This is a genomic window from Brachybacterium sacelli (assembly GCF_017876545.1).
Taxonomy (GTDB): Bacteria; Actinomycetota; Actinomycetes; order Actinomycetales; family Dermabacteraceae; genus Brachybacterium; species Brachybacterium sacelli.
Genome location: NZ_JAGIOD010000002.1, coordinates 901,820 through 921,359, shown reverse-complemented (window position 1 = coordinate 921,359; position 19,540 = coordinate 901,820). Strand labels below are relative to the sequence as shown.

Here is a 19,540-nt window from a genome sequence, read left to right as displayed (position 1 = left end):
CACGTCACGGCGATGGGCACACCTGACTGCGTTGCGGTGGGGTGGCCCGCGGTCGTCTAGCTCAGTTGGTCAGAGCGCCTCGTTCACACCGAGGAGGTCTCCGGTTCGAGTCCGGCGACGACCACGCCTCGTTAGCTCAGCGGCAGAGCTTCCGACTCTTAATCGGCAGGCCCGGGGTTCGAATCCTCGACGAGGCACGATCCGCGACCGCGGACGGAGTACGAATCCGCGGCACCGTCCCATCGGCTTCCAACTGGAGGCGTGCTCCAAGGAGTAGCGGACTAGCGCGGCGGGCGGGGTTCGATTCCTCGAAGCGCGATGGGCGCGTCCTGGTGGGCACTGCCGCCCTTGCGGATGTAGCGCAGCAGGTAGCGCGGCACCTTGCCATGGTGCAGGTCGCCGGTTCGATCCCGGTCATCCGCTCGATGGGATCCGACACGATCAGGAAGGAGCACACGCATGGCGAAGAGCGTGGCGAAGAATCCACACCGGCACGAGAACCCGGACCTGCACCGCTCCATGATCGAGCGGGCGCGCTCCGGCGCCGCCGGGGTTCATGGTGACCGGCGCACGAAGCGTCGCCGGGACCGGGGCGCGAAGCGGCGTGCCGCGATCAACGACCAGATGCGCGGGTGACGCGCATGATGCGCTTGTAGCTCAGCGGAAGAGCACCGGTCTACGGAACCGGGTGGCGGGGGTTCGAGTCCCTCCTGGCGCGCGACGGACAGACCCACCGCGGCGAGAGCCGGAACGGGCATTCCGGGGGTGTAGCTCAGTCGGTAGAGCACCTGCCTTGCAAGCAGGATGTCCGGGGTTCGATTCCCCGTTCCTCCACGTATCCGGCGCTGGCCGGATCTAGCCGCATTGGAGTAGTCGGTCAACTCGCCACCCTCTCACGGTGGAGATCGCCGGTTCGATCCCGGCATGCGGTACTCGGCGTCCGCCCTGACGCGGCACCGTCGATGGTCTTGTAGCTCAGTCGGCAGAGCACCTGGTTGAAGCCCAGGGTGCGGCGGTTCGATCCCGTCCGGGACCACGCGACGTCCGTCCCCGTTCCGAACGCGGGGACAGCGGGCGTAGGAGACGGAGTCTCCGAGGTGGCCGGGTGGGACCTCGCCTCGACCCCCTGGACGGGAGCGTCCCGTCGATCAACGTCGTGCCGCCGGGTCGTTCGGGACCTAGGCGGTGTTGCGCTGGTAGCTCAGCGGACAGAGCGCCTGCCTCCGGAGCAGGAAGTCGCGGGTTCGATCCCCGCCCGGCGCGCCTGGTCGGCGATGCGGACACGTCGCCGGCAGCGGGCTCCCTGGCCCGTACCGCCTCCTTGAACGGGGTTGGCGCGGTGGTGGTTGCCGCCGTGGACAGGGCTGTTGGAGTAGTGGTGTCCGCCGCGCTCCGGCTCGCGGAGTGTGGCGCAGTAGGGAGCGCGCGGGGTTCGGGACCTCGAGGTCGCAGGTTCGAGCCCTGCCACTCCGACGATCCGGCACTACCTGGTGCTGGACCTGGTGTTCGTAGCTCAACAGGTGGAGCCCCCGGTTGTGATCCGGGAGGTCGCGGGTTCGATCCCCGTCGAACACCCTCGGCGTTCCACCGTCGCGTACGGACGGCACGGGCGCAGGACGTAGGTGGTTGCCTACCACTCGCGTGGACGCGTGGAGACATCCGCTTGACGGGTTCAGTCATCCTTGCGCTCGAGACTCCGCCGTCGAGGGACACCTCGGCGTTGTGGGCCTGAGATCGGCGCAGGGCAAGCAGCGCAACAAGGACGACCGCATCAGGCCGAAGAGGCCTGCATCGCGTAATGAGCGCTATGTATGGCCGCGTAGCTCAGTTGGTCAGAGCACCGCCCTGTCACGGCGGAGGTAGCCGGTTCGAAACCGGTCGTGGTCGCTCGGTGCCCGGATCGTTCCCGGACCGCCACCACGCCCGACGGGGCACGGAGTCGCTCCCCGGTGGCGTAGGCCCGTGCTCGCGCGGGCCTGGAAGCACCCCGGCTTGATGCCTGCGCGACGGCGCTGGCTCGCCTCGGCAGCACGATGGAGCGTGCAGCTGGCTATGACGGTTTCGCCTGACACCGTTTGTCGGTCTCGCTCGACACCACCTGGGCACCGAATGGGGTAGGAGTGTCGGCTTCGTTCGACACCACTTCGCGACCCGTGTTACTGCTGGGCGAGTCGCCGGTTGGTGTGGGCGAGTCGGTAGGAGTCTGTCCCGGTTTCGATGATGGTGCCGCCGAAGGTGAGGCGGTCGACGATGGCGGCGCAGAGCCGCGGTTCGGTGAACGTCTTGGTCCACCCGGAGAAGGACTCGTTGGACGCGATCGCGACAGATGCCTTCTCCTCGCGTTCGGTGAGGACCTGGAACAATAGTTCGGCACCTCGTCGGTCGAGCTGCATGTAGCCGAGCTCGTCGACGCATAGCAGGTCGACGCGTCCGTAGCGGGCGATTGTTTTCGACAGGGTCTTCTCGTCGGCGGCCTCGACGAGCTCGTTGGCGAGCTTCGTGGCGAGGGTGTACTTGACCCGATAGCCGGCCATGGTGGCCTCGGTGCCGAGTGCGAAGAGCAGGTGGGACTTGCCGGTACCGGAGTCGCCGATGAGGCAAAGGGGTTGGCCCTTCTTGACCCAGTCGCACTTGGCGAGGGTGTGGATGGTGGCGGGGTCGATGTTGGGGTTGGCGTCGAATTCAAAGGCCCGCAGGGACTTCTCTCGGGGGAACTTCGCGGCCTTGATCCGTCGCTCGGAGCGGCGGAGAGCCCGGTCGTCGCACTCGGCCAGGAGGAGCTCTGCGAGGAACCCGCGGTAGGACATCTGCTCGGCCGCCGCCCGGTCTGCGCCGTCGGCAAAGCCTTGTCGGATGGTCGGCAGCCGCAGCATGCGGCACGCCTGGTCGATGGAAGCATCGGCGGCTTCTTCAGTCATGCCTCGGCGGCGGGTCATGGGGGCTCCTTCACTCCTGGGCGCGAGATCGGCGTCGTAGCAGCTGGTCGTACTGGTCGACGGTCGGCGGCGGGCGGGTATCGACGGGCAAGGGCTTGCGTAGTCGCCGTTCGGTGAGCGAGGCGATCACGGTGGGGTCGCTTCGAGGGGAGACCGCGGAGTCGGGCGCGCCGCTGTTGTCGCGGGTTTGGTCTTCGGCCTTACGCGCTTCGAGCGCGACGACGTCGGCTGTGTGCCCACCGGCTCGCAGGGCGGCGGTTAGCCCGGCGACGACATGCTCGTGCGCGAGGTGTCGGTGCAGGAGCAGGACCTCGATCAGGGCGCGGGTGCCCTCGGCATCGCCATGGGTCTTGCAGGCCGCGGCCCACCACTCGTCATGTATTGGGGTGAACCGGCCGGTCTTCCGGGCTTGCTCGAGGGCGGTGGCTCCGGGGAGCGCTCCGGGTTTGCGGAGGAGGACCTCGAGGTAGTGGTCCAGGTCGAGCTGGACACCGCCCTTGGTCATCAGCCGCTCGTGGCGCGCCACCTCCTTGTGGCCGTCGTAGACGACCAGCTCGCTGGCATGTAGCAGGACCCTGATTTGGCGACCGACGTAGCGGGCTGGCGCGGAGTACTTGTTCATCCGGACGCTCACCTGAGCGAACCTGTCGACCCGCGGGGTGAACCATCGGCCGGTCTCGAACGGCTCGGTCGGGAGCGCAGCGAGGAGTGGTTGCTCGGCTGCGAAGTGCTCGCCGATGGTGTGCGCGCGTGAGGCGATCCTGCGTTGCTCGTCGCTGCGGTCCCAGGCGTCGAGCATGGCGTTGAGCTGCTCGATGGAGTCGGCTTCTGGGATGGGGACGAGGTGGTTGCGGCGAAACCAGCCGATGTCGCCCTCGACGCCGCCCTTCTCGTGCGCGCCGGTGATCCCTGGCTGGCAGTAGAACGCCTCGATCCCGTAGTGGGAGCGGAACGCGGTCCACCGATCCGCCTCGACCCGCTGACGGGAGAACCCGATCACGGACGCGACGGCGGCTTTCAGGTTGTCGTAACGGATCTTCCCGGTCGGCACCCCGCCCAGGACACGGAAGGCGTGTACGTGGCCTTCGAAGAACGCCTCCTGCCCGGCCGAGGCGCTGATCCTGTGGACGGCCTTCCCAGAGTAGGACAGTCGCAGGCTGAACAGCGTGCAGGTCACCAGCTTTCCGCGCAGCCGTACGACGACCTCGCCGAAGTCAACCTCGCCCTCGCGGCCGGGCAGGTGGGTCTGCGGGATGAACGTGGTGACGGGCTCCCGCCCGGTTTCGATACGGATCTCGCGGCGACGGGTCGCGACGTAGTCACGCACCATCCCGTACGACACCACTCCAATGGCGTCGTGCTCGTCGAGGAGCCGGCCGAAGATGCGCTTTGCGGTATGTCGCTGCTTCCTCGGCGCGTCCAGGTCATCGCGGAGCCAGCCGTCGATCACTGACCGGTAGGGGTCGAGCCGCGACCCCCTCTTCGGTGGCGGCTTGGGCTCCTTGGGCCATGCCGAGGCCAAGGCTGCCGCTACTGTGCGGTACCCGACTCCGTGCTTGCGTTGCAGTGCCCGTTTCGACAGGCCCTCCTTGGCATCACGTCGAATTGCTGCATAGAGGTCGACACGGGGCGTTCGTGCTTCACGCGCCATGACGTCGGTGTCCGCAGGGGGATGCGGTTAGTTGAGCGCCTTGGTCCGCGACGCGAGACGGACCGCCATGATCACCGAAACCAGCAGGATCCCGGCCGACCAAGCGAGGGCGGCCATCAGCGAGGTTTGGTCGACGCCGATCAGGTCGGACTGGGTGAGGCCACGCAGTGCGTCGATCATCGGAGTGAGCGGCTGGAAGTCGGCGACCGCTGCCAGCCAGCCTGGCATCGACGCGGTGGGGACGATCGCGCTGGAGATGAAGGTGAGCGGAATCGCGATGAACGCCAGCCCCTGGGCGGCCTCCGGGCTGGAGGCCGCTGACCCGAGCGCGAGGAACAGCGCGGCGAACGCAACCGAATAGAGCACCAGCATCGCCAACGCCAAGACGAGTTCGCGTACGCCTGCGTGGGGTTTGAAGCCGGTGACGAAGGCCGCGAGGAGGGTGGTGAGTGCTGCGGCCACCACGATCGTCGACTGGGCGGCGAGCCGTCCCAGTGTGATCCCGGCGCGAGCCACCGGCATTGACAGGACGCGGTCGGAGAACCCGGCGGAGCGTTCCTTGGCGACGGTGACCGCGGCCTGGGACGATCCGAACAGCAGTGTGGTGGTGATGATGCCGGGCGTCATGTAGTCGACGTATGTCAGCGGAGCGGAATCGATTGCGCCGGCGAAGACGTAGCGGAACACGAGCAGGAAGAGAACGCCCTGCAACAGGGTGGGGAACACGGCCTGCGGGTCGCGAAGGAACACCTTCAGAGTCTTCGACCCGATCGTGGCGCTGGTGGCAGCTAGGCCCGCTGACGGAATCGGGGTCACTGTCGTGTGGATAGTGGCGGTCATGGGCTTGCCTCGCTTCCGGTCATAGAGAGGAAGACGTCGTCGAGCGTCGGCGGCGACACGGAGAACTCGGTGATGTCGAGGATCCCCTGCTCGGTCACCGCGCGATGCGCGGCGTCGAGGTCGAATTGGCCGGTCACCGTCAGCTCGTTGTCTCCGAGGTCGCGGATCTCGCCGCGCAGCCGTTCCGCCAGCGCCTTGGCCTGGTCGCTGGACAGCGGTGCGTGGGTGACAAGACTCAGCGTGGTGCTGGCCATCGTGCGACGAAGTTGGTTCGGAGTTCCGGCCTGGATGACGCGGCCCTCGTCGATGATTACCACTTCGTCAGCGAGACGCTGTGCCTCCTCCAAGTACTGGGTGGTCAGCAGCACCGATGTGCCGTTCAGAGGTAGGGATCGGATGGTCTCCCAGAGGCTGTTGCGGCTGTGGGGGTCCAGCCCGGTGGTCGGCTCGTCGAGCAGCAACAGCGATGGCCTGTTCACGAATGTCGCGGCCAGGTCGAGGCGGCGGCGTTGACCGCCGGAGTAGGTGGAAACGCGTCGGTCGACGAACTCGCTCAACGCGAACCCGTCGATCACCCCTGCAGCGGCCTGGCGGGCCTCGCGCGGTGAGAGACCGTAGAGGCGGGCAACCATGCGTAGGTTCTCGACGCCAGTCAGCTCGGCGACAACGGCGGCGTGCTGTCCCGCCAGGCCGACAATCCCCCGAACCGTCTGGGCTTCGTCCTTCACCTCGTGCCCGAGAACGCGGAGCGATCCGGCCCGGTAGGGCTGGAGGGTCGCGATTGCTCGCACCAGGGTGGTTTTCCCAGCGCCGTTGCGTCCCAGGACCGCTGTGACCCGTCCCGCGGGAGCGCTCAGATTCAGGTCCCTCATCACGGTGCGCTCCGGGTACTCGATCTGCAGGCCGAGCGCCTGGACCGCGACGTCGGTGTTCGGAGTCTGAGTTGACTGTCCTGTCGTCATGTCGCCGCTCGCGTACCCGCGGTCAGTTCGCGGGCTTGAGACGGACCGACGACCAGGTGTCGGAGAGCGAGATATTGCCGTTGAGGGTCCAGCCTGATTCCTCGGCGCGCTTCCAGATGCTGTCGCGATTGATGTCGGCCTTGTTGCCCTTCGGGTATCCGATCCAAACGGCCTTCGGCGTCGACAGCAGCGGGAACACATCGTCGAGCAGCGTTTCCAGTTCGTCACGGCTTTGGGCAAACATCACCGCGACCCCGATGGTGTCGCGGTCGATCCCGTCGACGACGGTGACGTGTTCAGGGAGGGGATCGAGCAGTGCTCGCTGGTCGGGCGAGGAGGGGCCGAGCAGCAGCTCGGTGCCGGGCTTGATCTGAAGTTTCTCCGCGATCGTGCGCGCCATGACATGGCCTTTCGTCGTGTTGTCGCTGGCGGTGCCAGCCACAGTTGGTGGATTCGGTTCTGCCCCCAGAGGACGGGCAGGATGATGGGTCAAGTGGATCAGTGGAGGTGCTGGAGCAGTTCGCTCATTCGGCGCAGGACGTGGCTGCGCCAGCCGCCGTTCATGAACTTCCGGGCGAGTTGCTGTGTGGGGTCGTCGGGGTCGAAGCCGGCGTGTTCGAGGAACAGGCGGGTGCCCTTCCCTTCGGGCTGCAGCGTCCAGGTGACGGTGGTCGCCATCCACTCGGGCTGTTGGGCGTCTGCCCAGCTGATCCGAAGCATCTTCTGGGGCAGCAGGTCGAGCACCTCACACGTGATCCGTCCGGAGAATCCGGTCTGCGCGACGGGGCGTGCCCAGAAGGTGAACCGGTGACCCACGACGGGTTCGAAATCGTTGGGCATGAGCCACTGCGCCATCAGCTCCGGCGTCGTCAGGGCCCGCCACAGTTTAGAGGGCGTGTGCGGGAAGTACTGGTCGACTTCGATCCGGGTCAGGTCTTCATGCGTGGTCATCGTCGTCCATTTCGTCGAGAACACCGCCGAGCGCGGTCATCCGGTTGCGCCAGAAGCGCTCGTAGGGAGTGAGCCAGTCGATCAGCTCGACCATCGGCTCGCCCGTGACGCGGTAGTAGCGGTGACGACCCTCCTGGCGCTCCTCCACGAGTCCGGACTCGCGCAATGCACGGAGATGTTCGGAGACGCTCGGACGAGACATGTCGAACTTCCCGGCGAGTTCCCCGGCGGTGTGGTCACCGCCGAGGAGCGCGTCGAGGATGTCCCGACGAGTGGGGTTGGCGAGCGCGCCGAACACCTCGTCCAGCGGGCCGTTCTTGAGACGTCGAGGCAAACTGGACGACCTCAGCCCTGCAGGATGTAGCCGTTGCCGTCAGGGTCCGAGAAGGTGGCCTGCCGACCCCACGGCATCTCGTTCGGACCGTCGACGACCACACCAGCTTCCTGCAACCGTTCGACATCGGCGTCCAGGTCTGAGCTGGCGAACAGAATGCCCTGCCCGCCGCCAGCGCTCATCCCGGGGAACGGCTTGTGCAGCACCAGGGTGGTGCCGCTCTGGGCACCGACCTCAAGCCAACGGTTCTCGCCGAAGGTCTGGTCGGCCGTCACCTCCAGCCCGAGCGCGTCGACGTAGAAGTCGCGGGCGCGGTCCTGGTCGGAGACGAACACGGTCACGGTCTTCACGGTGTTGATAGCCATGCCCACACTTTACGTAGGAGAAATCCTACGCGTCAAGCCCGAGCTGCGCCCGTTGGACTTCCTGGTCGACCCCCAGCCACCAGTGGTGTCACCGCTCATCGACATCTATCTTGTCGCCGCCAGGCATGGTGTCGAACGAGACCGACAAACGGTGTCAGGTGAGCTCGACGGAATCAGTGATCCTCATCGGCTTCCGAGGAGACGGCACCCCGGTGACGTTCAAGCTCGATGACCTGTGGGGTCCGATCGAGAGTGACCCCGCGGCCCGGATCCGCGCCAGCCAGCAGGACGGGCGATTCCTGGGGGCTGGACTGGCGACGGCGGGTAAGTCGCGGCTCCCTCCCCTCCAGGACGAAGACGGGACCCCCAAAGCCTTCCTCGCATGATCCTCACCGGGCGACGCAGCAGACGGCACTGCCCGATGATCCTGATCCCCTGTAGCTCAGCGGCACGAGCAGGCGGTTGTTACCCGCAAGGTCGGAGGTTCGATCCCTCCCAGGGGAGCTCGGGGCAAGTGACGGCACGAGGAAGCGGCCGGGTGGCACCGAGCTGGTTCCCGCGTGCGGTAACCGGCGCCGTTGTCGCCAGCGGCGGTCAGGAAATCCGGGCGCCGGCGGGCGTACCGATACCTCGGGGCCGCGTCCGAGGTGCGCCACCACGTCGCGTAGCTCAGCGGTAGAGCGTTCCCCTGACACGGGAAAGGTCGGTGGTTCGACGCCACCCGCGACGACGCAGCAAGTCCAACCGAGGAGAGGCCGTGGACCACGGTCAGATCGATGGGCATCACGGGGTGTAGCTCAGGTGGAAGAGCGCCCGCTTTGGGAGCGGGAGGTCGCAGGTTCGAGCCCTGCTACTCCGACGCTGGAAGCGGCCCGTGCGAGCCGTGATCGCGCTCAGGAGGGCTGGCAGAGCGGTAATGCGTCCGTTTCGAAAGCGGCAGCCGGGGCGGGAGTCCCGCGGGGGTTCAATCCCCTCGCCCTCCGCTTCCCTTGGGATGGGGATAGGGGCCTCGTGGGAGCCCGCGGCACAGGCCGTGAATCCTACCCTCGCACGTGTAGCTCAGCAGGTCAGAGCGCGGTCCTGATAAGACCGAGGTCGCTGGTTCAAGCCCAGCCTCGTGCACTCGCGGAGTGGAGCAGCCGGTAGCTCGCCTGGCTCATGACCAGGAGGTCGCGGGTTCGAGCCACGCCTCCGCCACGAGACCGGCGCCTCGGTCGCGTCTTAGCCCCCATCGTCTAGCGGCCCAGGATCCGGGTTTTTCACACCCGTCGCGCCGGTTCGAATCCGGCTGGGGGTACTCACCTCGTCCCACGAGACCCGCTCGGCGCCCACTATAGGGAGTGCGGCGGACGAGCCTGCCGCTCTCCGAGCTCGCAGCCCCCGTGCGGCGCGAGCGACGAGGACAAGACCCGCAGGGGTGCGCTCGACGAGAGGGACCCGTGTCCAGCTTCGGCGGATCCGGGCACGGGACGACCGCCAGGAAGCAGGAATGCCATGCCGTCGACATCCGACAAGAAGCACGCCCGTGCGGTCATGGATCGCCACGAAGGCGTCAAGTACACCGAAGCGCTGCGCTTCGTCACCCAGCTCAAAGAGATGCGCGAGCGCATCGAATCCCGCGCAGCATTCGGGATGGACCCGATCATCGAGTGGGACCCCAAGGACCCGGCCTGGAAGAACGAAGAGATGCGCCGGTTCTTCGCCCTGGACGAGAGCGGGACAGCAGGCCTCGATGCCAACCCTCAGCCGGAGAAGCTCGACCCGCTGCGAACCGCGGTCCGCGGAAGGATCGTGGACAGCGCAACAGCCAAGGCACACCTCGAGGAGCAGCAGAAGTCGTTGGACGACCAGGCGTACGTGATACTCGACGAGTGGCACGAGCTGCGCGGTGGTGTCGGTGCGAAGGTCATCGAGGATGCCGCCCGGAGGCTGCGCGAGGACGCTTGGCACAAACAGGATCTCGAGAAGCTGAGGTCGTCGATGCTTCTACAGTCCCCCGAAGACCTCGGCACCGAGGACATGGGCCCGATGATCCTCGGAGCCCCAGCCCCAGGGCACGGGAAGCGCATGGATCTGCTCCAGCGCTCTCTCAAGGCCAGATGGGCGTCATCCACCGTCACCGTGGGACGGGACGTCGACAGGGATCTGCCTGCAATGTTCGTGCCGCTGCGCAACGCCCTGGTCGCAGGGAGCGCCGGAAGCGGAGCCACGGTCGCGTGCCGCATGATCGCTGCTTCCGCGCTTGATCAGGGCTTCAACCTGTCGATCGTAGACCCGAAGACTCCTGGCGAGTACGCGGGGATCGCCCGCCGTGGCCACAGCAGGGTCAAGCAGCTGCGTGATGCGTCGTCCCAGTCGCCGACGCACGCGGAGGTGGTCGCGTTCGTCCGCTCGATCGAGCCGGGTTCCGCCCGACGGCCCAGGCTTGTCATCTTCGACAGCATCCTCGAGCACGTCGTGCCCACCCGGAGTGGTGGTGACGCCGACCCTGACGAGGTGCTGCCGGATCCCGGTCGCGCTGGCTGGCTGGCTCACCTGTTCGACCTCATGGAGGATCCCCACACCGGGGTGGTGCTGCGAGCACAGCAACTGCGGCCCTCCGGCGCGCCGAAAGGAATGCTGGAGCGCATCGGCGTCCGCATCCTCATGGGGACTGCGGCCACCCTCCACCTCGCGACCGTTTTCGACGTTGCGGGACGGGCGACGGGAGACCTGCCCACGCCGCCACCCTTCGGTGACGCGCGGATTCGCGGGGAGGGCCTCCTGTGGGATGGGTCCACCTTTCGTCGATTCCGAGTTCCGTGGATCGCACGCGAGGAAGGCTCAGCCCGGCAGGGTTTGTGACCCGGGGGTTCCCGCAACCGATCCCGGGCTGTCGTCTCAGATGGTCCGGGATCTGCCCGCCTGGCGGAACTGGTAGACGCGCCGACCTCAAGCTTCGGTGCCGCAAGGCGTTCGGGTTCGACTCCCGGGGCGGGCACTTGAACCACATGCCCACATTCGTGGGGTGCATACTCCATTGCTCCGTGGCGCACCAGGTAGCGCAGCCCCCTCATAAGGGGAAGGTCGCGGGTTCGAGCCCCGCCGGAGCGACCAGGCCGGGGCCGACCAGCGTCACTCGAGTCCAAGCAGCCGCATCGCGACCTCGCTGAGAAGCTCGAACCCGGAGGCGGCCGCGGCGCCGATCACGGCGATATACACGTCGTGTCGCCAGTTGCCTGTTCTCTGCGATCTCGGCGCTCTCCTCCGCCCGTGCACGCGATGGGCGGTGGTACGGGGACGACGCTGTGGCTCTGAAGTGCTCATGCCTGGGTGTGTGCCGCGAGACGCCCCGTGCCGGCCGATCCCCGCTCGTCCAACGGCAGTGACCCCGGGTTTTGGTCCCGGAGATCGAGGTTCGACTCCTCGGTGGGGAGCCTTGCCTCCATAGCTCAGCGGCCAGAGCCACCGACTTTTAATCGGAGGGTCCCGGGTTCGAGTCCCGGTGGGGGCACCAGAGCGTCGTTGTTCAAACCAGCGACGTTCCCGGTTTGATCTGCCCCGTTTCCGCCTCCCTCCTGGCGGGCGAGGGCGGTGGCCTGGACTTCGGGATTGAACAGGGTGTCGAACGGCACTCCTGGTTCGGCGACGATGGCGTCGTCGTCGGTGACGGTGAGGCGTTCGAAGAAGGCTTGGTTGGCGATGCGGCGCAGCGAGTAGTCGATGCTCATGTAGATCGCGTGGGCGTTGCCTGCCAGGGCCAGGCAGTCATCGAGGTGGGCGCGGGCCTGGTCGTACTCGATCTCGCTGGCCTCGATGCGCGAGTCGAGGAAGGCGACCTGCCGGGCGATGCGGTCCTGCTCGGTCTTGAGCAGGTCCAGCGGCACCGCTCCGGCGTAGTGGGCTTGGAGCAGCTTGGTTCGCTCGTCGTAGAGGCGGTCACGTTCGGCGATCTGTGCCTTGCGTTCGGTCTTGGCGGTGGCGAATAGCCGGTCGAACTCACTGGTGATCAGCTCTCGCAGAGCGGTGACAATGTGTTCGGGTATCTGCACGCGGCGGTAGTAGTCCTCGACGGCGGCCTCCACGTCGGGGACGAACATGGACTTGCGGTCGCAGTTGGTGCGCTTGGAGTGTCGGCCGGCGCAGATGAAGTACGGGTAGATGACTCCGCTTCGGCTCTTGGCGTGGGACAGGATCAGCCGTGACCCACACGTACCGCAGAACACGGTGCCTTTGAGGTAGTGCTCGTGGGCTTGGGTCTTCTCCCCGGACGCCTGGTGGGCGGTCAGCACAGTCTGGACCCGGTACCAGACCTCGGGTGCGACCAGGGGTTCGTGCAGACCGTTGTAGGTCGCGCCTTTGAACTGCACGTTGCCCTTGTAGTACGGGCTGGCTAGCAACCGGTGGATCGAGGACAAGGCTGGGGCCTTGGTGGGCCGTTTGGGGGTCGGCACCGTAGCCAGTCCCCGGTCGATGAGTTCATCGCGCAGTGTCGCGACCGAGTAGTTGCCGGTCGCGTAGGCCTCGAAGGCCCACCGGATGATCGGGCCGCGCTGCGGGTCGACCTCGATGGTGCGGGCCTCGCGGCCGAGTTCGTCGCGCTTCGTGACGTTGAGGTAGCCCATCGGGGCCTTACCGTTGGTGCCGCCGGTGACGGCTTTCTGGTTCATGCCCTTGGAGACCTCGTTGGCGAGGTTGCGGGAGTAGAACTCCGCGATGGTGGACATGATCCCGTGCAGCAGCATTCCCGACGGGGTCTCATCGATGTTCTCGGTGGCAGAGACCAGCAGGACGCCTGCTTCTTTGAGAGCCAGGTGGATGGCTACGTCGTCGGCGCGGTTGCGGGCGAGCCGATCCACCTTGTGGACGATGCAGTAGGCGACCGGGTGGGTCTTGACGTACTCGATCATCTGCATCAGCGCGGGCCGGTCGGCTTGGCGGGCGGACTCGCCTGCGTCGACGAACTCCTCGACGATGACCGCGTTGACCTCTTGGGCCTTGCGCCGGTTCGCCTCGCGCTGAGCGGGGATGGAGAAGCCTTCATCCTGGCCGCCCTTGGAGGCCTGTTCCTTGGTCGAGACGCGCAGGTAGGAGACCGCCAGTGTGGTGGTCTCACCGATCTGCTCCAGAGCCGCCGCGGTCGGAGGCTGTGTGGTGGTCATGGGTCGTGTTTCCTTCCCCAACAGGTGGGGCCAACACGAGAAGCGCGGGACTGCTCGTGCGGTGCGACGTAGGAAATAAACACGACCCGTGCCGCCCTGTGCGGACGGGCTGGGTAGGCCACGAGGGCTAATGAACAAGACGCCACACCACGGCACCCTCACGGGCGGCCGCTGGCATGCGTACAGCTACGATTCTACGCCCTGGCCACCAGATTGTTCAGGAGGGCGCTCCTGGCAGGTGGTGGTCTGGTGCTCGTGGCGGGCGCGGGATTGAGCCATGCCGATGAAGACCTGGGCGAGTTTGTGCAGGTCCGGGCTGGCTCGCAGCTCGGCCTCGATGCGGTAGTCGCGCATCCGCTCCGGCGGACTGCCCTGGGGTTGGGTGGTCATGTCAGCTCTCCGGTGTCCAGGTCGATGCCGGCGAAGAACGCGTCCTCGGCTTCGCGGCGAGCGGCGACCTCATCGAGGACGTACTGCACGAAGTCGCCATCGCGGTCGGCAATGGTGGTGTCCTCGATCGGCTCGGTGGGCTGTTCGCCGGGCCAGACGGTCTGCCGGGTGGGCCGGTCGCGATCCAGGCGGGTGCCGGAGGCGGCCACCCAGTCACGTAGTCGCTGGCGGGCGTCGGCGAAATCGCGGTGCCAGCCAATCGGAGCCGAAGCGTTCTGCTCGGGGTCGTAGGCGCCCAGCCAGTGCAAATGCAGTGCGGACAGCTCCCAGCGCAGTTCGTCGTGGCGATGCCAGAACGGCGGGATCACCGAGGCCGGCAGCCCATAGGTCGTGCGCAGCCAGGTGACCCATTCGTTCAGCGCGAGCAGCTCGGCTTCCAGGTCATCGGAACTCAGCAGGTTCCAGTTGACCGGATGCGGCACGGCTGGCACATCGGCGTCCTCGACGCCGGGCACTTCACCAGCCTCCACCGTCTCGTCGGTGTCGTGGAGGTCCTCGTCGGACGTGTGCTCGTCCATGATCATGTCTCCTTTGCGGTCACAGGCCCATCTGAGGCGCGGCGTGCTGGTGCCGCGACGAGCCGGCGGACTGGAACTGCGGCACCCGCCGCTGGGTCTGTTCGACCTGTGATGCCTCTTGGCTGGCGGTGTCCTGGCTCTGGGCCTCGCGCTCGACGGCCCTGCGCGGGGCGCGACCGGCGGTGTTCTTCGGCCGTGCTGCCACGGGCAGGAACCGGGTGGCCTCGAACTGCTCCTCGCGCTCCCCGGTGTGCTTGTTGGTGTAATCACGAAGCGAGCCCTGGGCGATGAACCGGTCCTTCTCGCGCAGGTTCTGGATGCCGAACTGGGCGGCGCCCTTGAACGCGACCACGTCGTGGAAGGTGCTCGGCAGGTTCTCCCAGCCAGCCTCGGGGTCGTAGTGACGGTGGCGTTGGCCGGCCTTGAAGTACAGGCGGGGGTCGCCGTTCTCGGTATAGGTGAGCTGTGGCTTGGAGGCCACGAACCCGTACATGCTGTCTTTGAGTTCCAGGCCGGTCGTTGATTCGGTACTCATCGCAAATGCTCCTGCTCGCGCAGCCACCGGATGGTGACTGCTGGGACAGGTAGGTGCACACGTCGCCGCGCAGCGCTCAGGACTGGCGCAGAAGCGCTTCGATCCCAGCCCGGTCGGTCTTCAACTGGGCAGCATCGGGCCGAGATGGCCACGCCCGCAGATCGGTCACGATCGGTGGCGCGGAGCGCAGGAGGGTGACGCCGGTGCCGAAGGGCAGGGTTCTGATCCGGTCCGGCGGCAGGATCGGGACGCGGCGGACGGAGCGTTGGTTAGAGCGGGTGCCGTGGTCGCCAAGTGTCACGCTGTCGGTGTATTCGTCGCGTTCCCCGATCAGCGTGGACAGGTCTTGAAGATCACGGCTGTTGGAGGCGCCCCCGAGGATGACCTTGACGATGGAGGCGTCCCAGATCGCACCGGCGGCGTTGTCATTCCACTTGTCCCGCGCCTGGGCGAGGGACTGGAGGACGGGCAGGGTGGTGATGCCGGTGCCGCCCCCCTCGGCCATGAGTGTCGGCAACGACGGCAAGGGTGAGAGGTTGCCGATCTCGTCCAGTGCGAGTAGCAGTGGCGGGTCGAGACGGGCACCGGGTGAGCGGGCAGCGATTCGACGAGCGGTCTCGATGAGGTCTTCGACGAACGCGGCCACGAGTGCGGCGGAGGCGCCGGCGCCGGCTCCGGTAGCGAGCAGGTAGAGCGTGCCTCGCTCGGAGATGAAGCGTTCGGGGTCGAAGCCCTCACCCGGTCCCGGAGACACGGCGTCGAGGACGCGGGGATCAGCCAGTGCTCCGAGGGCCAGGGCGACGCCCTGCCAAATGGAATCCCTCGTCTTGGGGTCGGAGTCGATCATCGCCCCGAGCGAGTCCGCCCATCCCGTGGCAGCCTGAGTGCTGTTGGTGAGGATCGCGACGGCCTCGGCTGCCGCCGTGGGGTCGAGTGTCCACCGGAACAGCTCGGCGGGTGGCCGGTGGTCCAGGGCGGCGGCGTGCAGGAGGGCTTGGAGAGCGGTGCGGGTCTTGCCTTCCCAGAATCCGCCGGACTCCACACCACCAGCGGATAGGCCGGTGGTCGCGGCCAGTCCGGTGGCGCGGATCATCGCCGTCAACGGGCTCTCGCAGCCGCGTACCGGGGACCACCGCATCCCGGCGGGGATGCCTGCGGCGAGGTGTTGCGGGTCGAACACCGCCACCGGGCCGATGCGCTGCCGGGTGCGTAGGGTCGCGGTGAGGTTGTCCGGGCGGGTGCTGGTGGTGACGACGGCGCCGGGTGCATCGAGGATCGCTGGGATCACGATGTGCAGGCCCTTGCCGGAGCGGGGCGGGCCGATCAGCAGGATTGAGTCCTCCACGCTCGCCCACACCTCACGGCTCTTCGAGGTGCCGATCCGGTAGCCGACATCCCGTGGGTCGGGGTCGTTCAAAGAGGGCCGCAGCGTCCCGGCCCGGCGTAACAGCGCCTTGCCCGAGGCGGTCTGTGCCACGTCATGGTTGGTGGCGGTTCCGGCGAGCCGGCGCGGGTCGGTCTCGACCTTCCGAGCGCGACGATGCAGCCGGACCCACGTCCATACCCCGGCGGCGACGAGGCCGGCGAGCATCACCACGGTGGTGATCCAGTACGCGACGGAGTTCAGCCCGTCGCTGTCGAGGGCGGTGGCGGGGTTGCCGGGGTTGAACAGCACCCCGAGCCCCGATGCTGGCCCCGCTTCGGGTTGGGGTGCGCCGGTGAGGAACGCCGCCACACTGCCTGCGGCGCGGAGGATGAGCGCTATGCCGAAGATGCCGACCAGTCCGATGAGGGCGGCGTTGGTCAGCTCATCGCCCATGTTCCCGCTCTGCCGCTGTTGCGGCGCGCTCACGGCAGCCGCCGAACATGCGTGGTACCAGAGACCCGGCCGAACAACACGACCTCGCCCATGCCGTCACGCAGCACCGATGCAAGTTGACCTTTGTCGAGGAGAGTCCGCGCAGCGCCGGTGCCGGTGGCATCGGTGTGGGAGACGATGGCCGCGACGGCTACGTCCTCACCGGGCACGAACCCGTCCGCGGTGACCTCGACCAGTCTGGGCTCTCGCGCCTTCTTGCTGCGCCTGCCCCGTTGGCCCGTGGGATCGGTCTTGGGCGGCGGGGGTGTGGTGCGGCGGCGTGCGCGGATGATGTCGGTGAAGACGCTCCCGTCGGTCTCGTGGATCTCGACGCGCACGGCGATCGTGCGTTCGACGGTGATGGCATCCAGCAGGGCCCCGAAGGTGCTACGAGTCCAGTCGATGCCTTCCTGCGGCGGCGGGTACTGGGCACCGTCGACGGTGACGTCCAGCGCGCCGGTCTCGGCCACGTTGATGATGATGTGTGTCAGCACGACCGGGGTCTCTGCGGATTCCTGCCAGGTGGCGCGCCGGGACTGTTTGCGGTTCATCCCGTCACTCCCGAGGTGAGTCGCGAACTGGTGTCGAACAGTTCCAGCTCAGCGGGATGCAGCTGGTGCTGGGTCACGAAGGCCCTGTCCTTGATCCGCCAGAGCCCTTGTCCGACACTCAAGCTCGGGAGGAGCGTCTGCTCGGTGCCGGTGAGGCCCAGCGCGTGGGCGGTGGGTCCGAGCTGATCGGATTCTTGCCGGTAGACGATTCGGGTCTCGGCATTGGCTAGGAGGCTGTTGGCCAGGGAGCGCATGGCGGAGCCGGCGTCGCCGACGTTGTCGAGGTCGGAGAGCTTGTGGAAGATCAGCATGTTCGCGATCCCGTAATGCCGCGCCAGCCGCCAGTGCGCATCCATCCGGCGCAGCAGGGCAGGGTGGGACATCAGCCGCCAGGCTTCGTCGTAGATCACCCAGCGTTGCCCACCGGCCGGGTCCAGCAGGGCCGATTCCATCCACGCCGACGAGCACGTCATCAACACCGACATGAGCGTGGCGTTTTCCGTCACGCGGGACAGGTCGAGCGAGATCATCGGCAGGGCGGGATCGAACGCCACGGTCGAGGGTCCGTCGAATAGGCCCGCGAGGTCACCGGCCACCAGGCGGCGCAGGGCGTGGCCGACGAGCCGGCCGTCCTCGGCCAACCTGCCGTCATCGGCGTCGGCGTTGGGCATGAGGATGCGGTCGACGACCATCGGCAGGATCGGCACCGTGTTCTCCTGCACTGTCTGCGTGAGGGCCAGGTCGATCGCGGTGTGCTCCAACGGCGTCAACCCCCGTCCCAGCACGGTCTCGGCCAGTGCCCCGATGAGGTCACGGCGCCGGGAGGCGACCGTGGTGGCCCACTGCTCATCCGAGAATCCGGAGGGCCGGTGTCCCTCATCGAGGGGGTTGAGCCTGGTGTTGAGGCCGTGCCCGAGGACGATCGCCCGCCCGCCGACCGCTTCAGCGACGGCGGTGTGCTCGCCCTTGGGATCACCAGGCACATACACACGCCGCCCGAACGGGAGGCTGCGGGTGTAGAGGGACTTCGCCAGGGACGATTTGCCGGAGCCCACGATCCCGGCGAGCACGACGTTGGGGGCGGTGATGATCCCGCGGGCATAGAGCACCCACGGGTCATAGACGAACGACCCTCCGGAGTAGAGGTCTTGGCCGACGAATACCCCGTCGGCGCCGAGGCCGCCTTCGGCGACGAAGGGGTATGCCCCGGCAAGGGTCGCCGACGTGTCCTGATGTCGTGGAAGCCGGAACCGGCCCGGGGTGCGCAGGGCCGCCGGGCTGGGCTCCCCAGCCGCGGGCAGGTAGGTCGTTGCGCGGCGTTCGGCGCTCTCTGCCTCCGCTTTGGCTTTCGCTGTCGCCGTCTCGGCGCGGTGTTGCTCGGCCTGGAGCTTCGCGGCCGCCTCGCGACGTTGCTTGCGCAGTCGGCGGCGCTCCTTCGCTGGGGCGACCAGAACAGAGGTGTGCAGGCGCTCTGGCTCCTGGCGGCTCACAGGGACAGCCCCCGCCCCGCAGATGTGGTCGACCGGGCCGGGCCGGCGAACCAATCTTTCTCCGCCACCGCCGACGTGCGCCGCGCCGGCGCCGTCCCCGCAGTGGTGGCGCGTGCGCTCGGGTCGAGGGCACCGATGCCGGCGATGGCCTCGCGCGCGGGCATCACGTCGGCGTCGTCCAGCGCCGGATCGGGCGAGACAGTATGGGAGCGCAGGAGGCTGACGTGCCCCATCGCCGGGTTGTAGGTGAGGGTGTAGTCGCCCTCGGTCACGACCCGGTCGAGTGCGTCGGTTGGGGGTTCGTCGTAGACGTACCCGTTCTCCAGGGCGGCGTCGGTCGTCTCATCCCCGTAGTCGAAGGCCTCAAGGTGCTCGATTGCCGCGTCGGGGCCGTCGCGGTCGATCAGGTCCAGCACGTCGTCGGCCTCATGGCCTTGGAGGAACACGACGCTGATCCATCGCCGCGAGACGGGCTTCTCGGTTGCTCCCTGGTGTTCGAGGGACTCCGACAGGGTGGGTTCGGGGTGCCAGGCGATTCGCCCCGAATGGGAGAACGCCGCATCGAGTCGGTCATACGCTTGGTCCAGGAGGTTGCCGGCCTGGTGCAGCTCGTCAGCGGCGGACAGGGCATCGGCCGCCCCCGCCGCGTGGTTGCCGTTGTCATCGAACGCGCGGTCCTGATGGGCCAGGTGTGTGGTAGCGAGCTGGTCGAGCACCTGCCGCAGCGAACGGACACCGGAAGCGAGTTCCCCGAAGACCGTGTAGGTGTCGGCCGGGCTGTCGAAGACCCGGCTGGCGTGGGCCAGGCCGCGCAGCGCTTCGGATGCTTCGGCGGCATCGGAGAGTGGGTCGTGGAACGTGGGCATGAGCTGCCTCCAATGACGAAGAGCGGGAGCCCCGACGTCCGGGGTCGCTGGTCAGGTGCACCGGCCCGGCCACACGACTGGCACAGGCGTCC

At 67.5% G+C, this 19,540-nt stretch carries 19 protein-coding genes, 21 tRNA genes and 1 pseudogene; 25 read left to right on the top strand and 16 right to left on the bottom strand.

The window, feature by feature from the left end; translation table 11 throughout:
• The first annotated feature begins 50 nt into the window (after positions 1–50).
• From JOF43_RS18490 to JOF43_RS18435, 12 genes are all read left to right on the top strand, one after another.
• Positions 51–124 (top strand) — tRNA-Val (locus JOF43_RS18490).
• 1 nt (position 125) lies between these two features.
• Positions 126–197, top strand: a tRNA-Lys gene (locus JOF43_RS18485).
• Positions 198–350: 153 nt separating this feature from the next.
• Positions 351–423 (top strand) — tRNA-Gly (locus JOF43_RS18480).
• Positions 424–459: 36 nt separating this feature from the next.
• A complete protein-coding gene (locus JOF43_RS18475; RefSeq protein ID WP_209904497.1) occupies positions 460–636 on the top strand; it encodes a hypothetical protein in 177 nt (58 codons plus the stop codon).
• Positions 637–646: 10 nt separating this feature from the next.
• A tRNA-Arg gene (locus JOF43_RS18470) sits at positions 647–718 on the top strand.
• A gap of 43 nt (positions 719–761) precedes the next feature.
• Positions 762–834 (top strand) — tRNA-Ala (locus JOF43_RS18465).
• A 24-nt stretch (positions 835–858) separates the two neighbouring features.
• Positions 859–932: transfer RNA gene (locus JOF43_RS18460), tRNA-Glu, on the top strand.
• A 32-nt stretch (positions 933–964) separates the two neighbouring features.
• A tRNA-Phe gene (locus JOF43_RS18455) sits at positions 965–1,036 on the top strand.
• A gap of 154 nt (positions 1,037–1,190) precedes the next feature.
• Positions 1,191–1,263: transfer RNA gene (locus JOF43_RS18450), tRNA-Arg, on the top strand.
• A gap of 137 nt (positions 1,264–1,400) precedes the next feature.
• Positions 1,401–1,473 (top strand) — tRNA-Pro (locus tag JOF43_RS18445).
• 29 nt (positions 1,474–1,502) lie between these two features.
• Positions 1,503–1,575, top strand: a tRNA-His gene (locus JOF43_RS18440).
• Between the two features lie 238 nt (positions 1,576–1,813).
• A tRNA-Asp gene (locus JOF43_RS18435) sits at positions 1,814–1,887 on the top strand.
• 269 nt (positions 1,888–2,156) lie between these two features.
• Here JOF43_RS18435 and istB read toward each other — a convergent pair.
• The 8 genes from istB to JOF43_RS18395 are packed head-to-tail and all read right to left on the bottom strand — an operon-like array spanning position 2,157 to position 8,039.
• Positions 2,157–2,936, bottom strand: a complete 780-nt coding sequence (gene istB, locus JOF43_RS18430; protein WP_209904495.1) for an IS21-like element helper ATPase IstB — start codon at positions 2,934–2,936, stop codon at positions 2,157–2,159.
• A gap of 10 nt (positions 2,937–2,946) precedes the next feature.
• A complete protein-coding gene (istA, locus tag JOF43_RS18425) occupies positions 2,947–4,587 on the bottom strand; it encodes an IS21 family transposase (RefSeq protein ID WP_209904493.1) in 1,641 nt (546 codons plus the stop codon).
• Positions 4,588–4,614: 27 nt separating this feature from the next.
• Positions 4,615–5,427 carry an ABC transporter permease gene (locus JOF43_RS18420; RefSeq protein ID WP_209904492.1) on the bottom strand — a complete coding sequence of 271 codons (813 nt, stop codon included), beginning with the start codon at positions 5,425–5,427 and terminating at the stop codon, positions 4,615–4,617.
• The gene (locus JOF43_RS18415; protein WP_158032982.1) at positions 5,424–6,389 is read right to left on the bottom strand and encodes an ATP-binding cassette domain-containing protein; all 966 of its coding nucleotides are present in this window, start codon (positions 6,387–6,389) and stop codon (positions 5,424–5,426) included. The genes JOF43_RS18420 and JOF43_RS18415 overlap by 4 nt, the downstream gene beginning before the upstream one ends.
• A gap of 22 nt (positions 6,390–6,411) precedes the next feature.
• Positions 6,412–6,831 (bottom strand): DUF3052 domain-containing protein, encoded by a 420-nt coding sequence (locus JOF43_RS18410; RefSeq protein WP_342592230.1) that lies wholly within the window; start codon positions 6,829–6,831, stop codon positions 6,412–6,414.
• A gap of 56 nt (positions 6,832–6,887) precedes the next feature.
• Positions 6,888–7,340, bottom strand: a complete 453-nt coding sequence (locus JOF43_RS18405) for an SRPBCC family protein (RefSeq protein ID WP_209904490.1) — start codon at positions 7,338–7,340, stop codon at positions 6,888–6,890.
• Entirely contained in the window at positions 7,327–7,674 is a 348-nt protein-coding gene (locus JOF43_RS18400; protein WP_209904488.1) for an ArsR/SmtB family transcription factor, read from the bottom strand. Before JOF43_RS18400 ends, JOF43_RS18405 begins: the two co-directional genes overlap by 14 nt.
• A gap of 11 nt (positions 7,675–7,685) precedes the next feature.
• Positions 7,686–8,039, bottom strand: a complete 354-nt coding sequence (locus JOF43_RS18395; protein ID WP_158032985.1) for a VOC family protein — start codon at positions 8,037–8,039, stop codon at positions 7,686–7,688.
• Between the two features lie 158 nt (positions 8,040–8,197).
• On the opposite strand from JOF43_RS18395, the gene JOF43_RS18390 reads away from it, so the two are divergent.
• The 13 genes from JOF43_RS18390 (at position 8,198) to JOF43_RS22765 (ending at position 12,007) form a co-directional block, all read left to right on the top strand.
• On the top strand, positions 8,198–8,425 hold the full coding sequence (locus JOF43_RS18390; protein ID WP_209904486.1) for a hypothetical protein: 228 nt from the start codon (positions 8,198–8,200) through the stop codon (positions 8,423–8,425).
• 45 nt (positions 8,426–8,470) lie between these two features.
• Positions 8,471–8,543 (top strand) — tRNA-Asn (locus JOF43_RS18385).
• A gap of 154 nt (positions 8,544–8,697) precedes the next feature.
• Positions 8,698–8,769, top strand: a tRNA-Val gene (locus JOF43_RS18380).
• A 56-nt stretch (positions 8,770–8,825) separates the two neighbouring features.
• Positions 8,826–8,898 (top strand) — tRNA-Pro (locus JOF43_RS18375).
• Between the two features lie 37 nt (positions 8,899–8,935).
• Positions 8,936–9,022, top strand: a tRNA-Ser gene (locus JOF43_RS18370).
• Between the two features lie 65 nt (positions 9,023–9,087).
• A tRNA-Ile gene (locus JOF43_RS18365) sits at positions 9,088–9,161 on the top strand.
• Positions 9,162–9,163: 2 nt separating this feature from the next.
• A tRNA-Met gene (locus JOF43_RS18360) sits at positions 9,164–9,236 on the top strand.
• 27 nt (positions 9,237–9,263) lie between these two features.
• Positions 9,264–9,336, top strand: a tRNA-Glu gene (locus JOF43_RS18355).
• Between the two features lie 197 nt (positions 9,337–9,533).
• Positions 9,534–10,883 carry an ATP-binding protein gene (locus tag JOF43_RS18350; RefSeq protein ID WP_209904484.1) on the top strand — a complete coding sequence of 450 codons (1,350 nt, stop codon included), beginning with the start codon at positions 9,534–9,536 and terminating at the stop codon, positions 10,881–10,883.
• Positions 10,884–10,937: 54 nt separating this feature from the next.
• Positions 10,938–11,019, top strand: a tRNA-Leu gene (locus tag JOF43_RS18345).
• 40 nt (positions 11,020–11,059) lie between these two features.
• Positions 11,060–11,135: transfer RNA gene (locus JOF43_RS18340), tRNA-Met, on the top strand.
• Between the two features lie 324 nt (positions 11,136–11,459).
• A tRNA-Lys gene (locus tag JOF43_RS18335) sits at positions 11,460–11,535 on the top strand.
• Positions 11,536–11,569: 34 nt separating this feature from the next.
• Positions 11,570–12,007, top strand: coding sequence for a hypothetical protein (locus JOF43_RS22765; protein ID WP_245354609.1), 438 nt, complete (start codon positions 11,570–11,572; stop codon positions 12,005–12,007).
• 78 nt (positions 12,008–12,085) lie between these two features.
• Here JOF43_RS22765 and JOF43_RS22760 read toward each other — a convergent pair.
• From JOF43_RS22760 to JOF43_RS18295, 8 genes and pseudogenes are all read right to left on the bottom strand, one after another.
• A pseudogene (locus JOF43_RS22760) lies at positions 12,086–13,180 on the bottom strand (recombinase family protein); the annotation flags it as partial.
• A gap of 186 nt (positions 13,181–13,366) precedes the next feature.
• Positions 13,367–13,570: a hypothetical protein gene (locus tag JOF43_RS18325; RefSeq protein ID WP_209904482.1), complete on the bottom strand. Its 204-nt coding sequence runs from the start codon at positions 13,568–13,570 to the stop codon at positions 13,367–13,369.
• Entirely contained in the window at positions 13,567–14,148 is a 582-nt protein-coding gene (locus JOF43_RS18320) for a hypothetical protein (protein ID WP_209904480.1), read from the bottom strand. The genes JOF43_RS18325 and JOF43_RS18320 overlap by 4 nt, the downstream gene beginning before the upstream one ends.
• Before the next feature lie 19 nt (positions 14,149–14,167).
• Positions 14,168–14,683 (bottom strand): single-stranded DNA-binding protein, encoded by a 516-nt coding sequence (locus JOF43_RS18315; RefSeq protein ID WP_209904478.1) that lies wholly within the window; start codon positions 14,681–14,683, stop codon positions 14,168–14,170.
• Between the two features lie 76 nt (positions 14,684–14,759).
• Entirely contained in the window at positions 14,760–16,535 is a 1,776-nt protein-coding gene (locus JOF43_RS18310; RefSeq protein ID WP_209904476.1) for a TraM recognition domain-containing protein, read from the bottom strand.
• Complete coding sequence (locus tag JOF43_RS18305; protein WP_209904475.1) at positions 16,532–17,092, bottom strand: hypothetical protein; 561 nt, start codon at positions 17,090–17,092, stop codon at positions 16,532–16,534. Before JOF43_RS18305 ends, JOF43_RS18310 begins: the two co-directional genes overlap by 4 nt.
• Positions 17,089–18,582, bottom strand: a complete 1,494-nt coding sequence (locus tag JOF43_RS18300) for an ATP-binding protein (protein ID WP_209904474.1) — start codon at positions 18,580–18,582, stop codon at positions 17,089–17,091. The genes JOF43_RS18305 and JOF43_RS18300 overlap by 4 nt, the downstream gene beginning before the upstream one ends.
• Positions 18,579–19,448, bottom strand: a complete 870-nt coding sequence (locus tag JOF43_RS18295) for a hypothetical protein (RefSeq protein ID WP_209904473.1) — start codon at positions 19,446–19,448, stop codon at positions 18,579–18,581. Before JOF43_RS18295 ends, JOF43_RS18300 begins: the two co-directional genes overlap by 4 nt.
• Between the last annotated feature and the right edge of the window lie 92 nt (positions 19,449–19,540).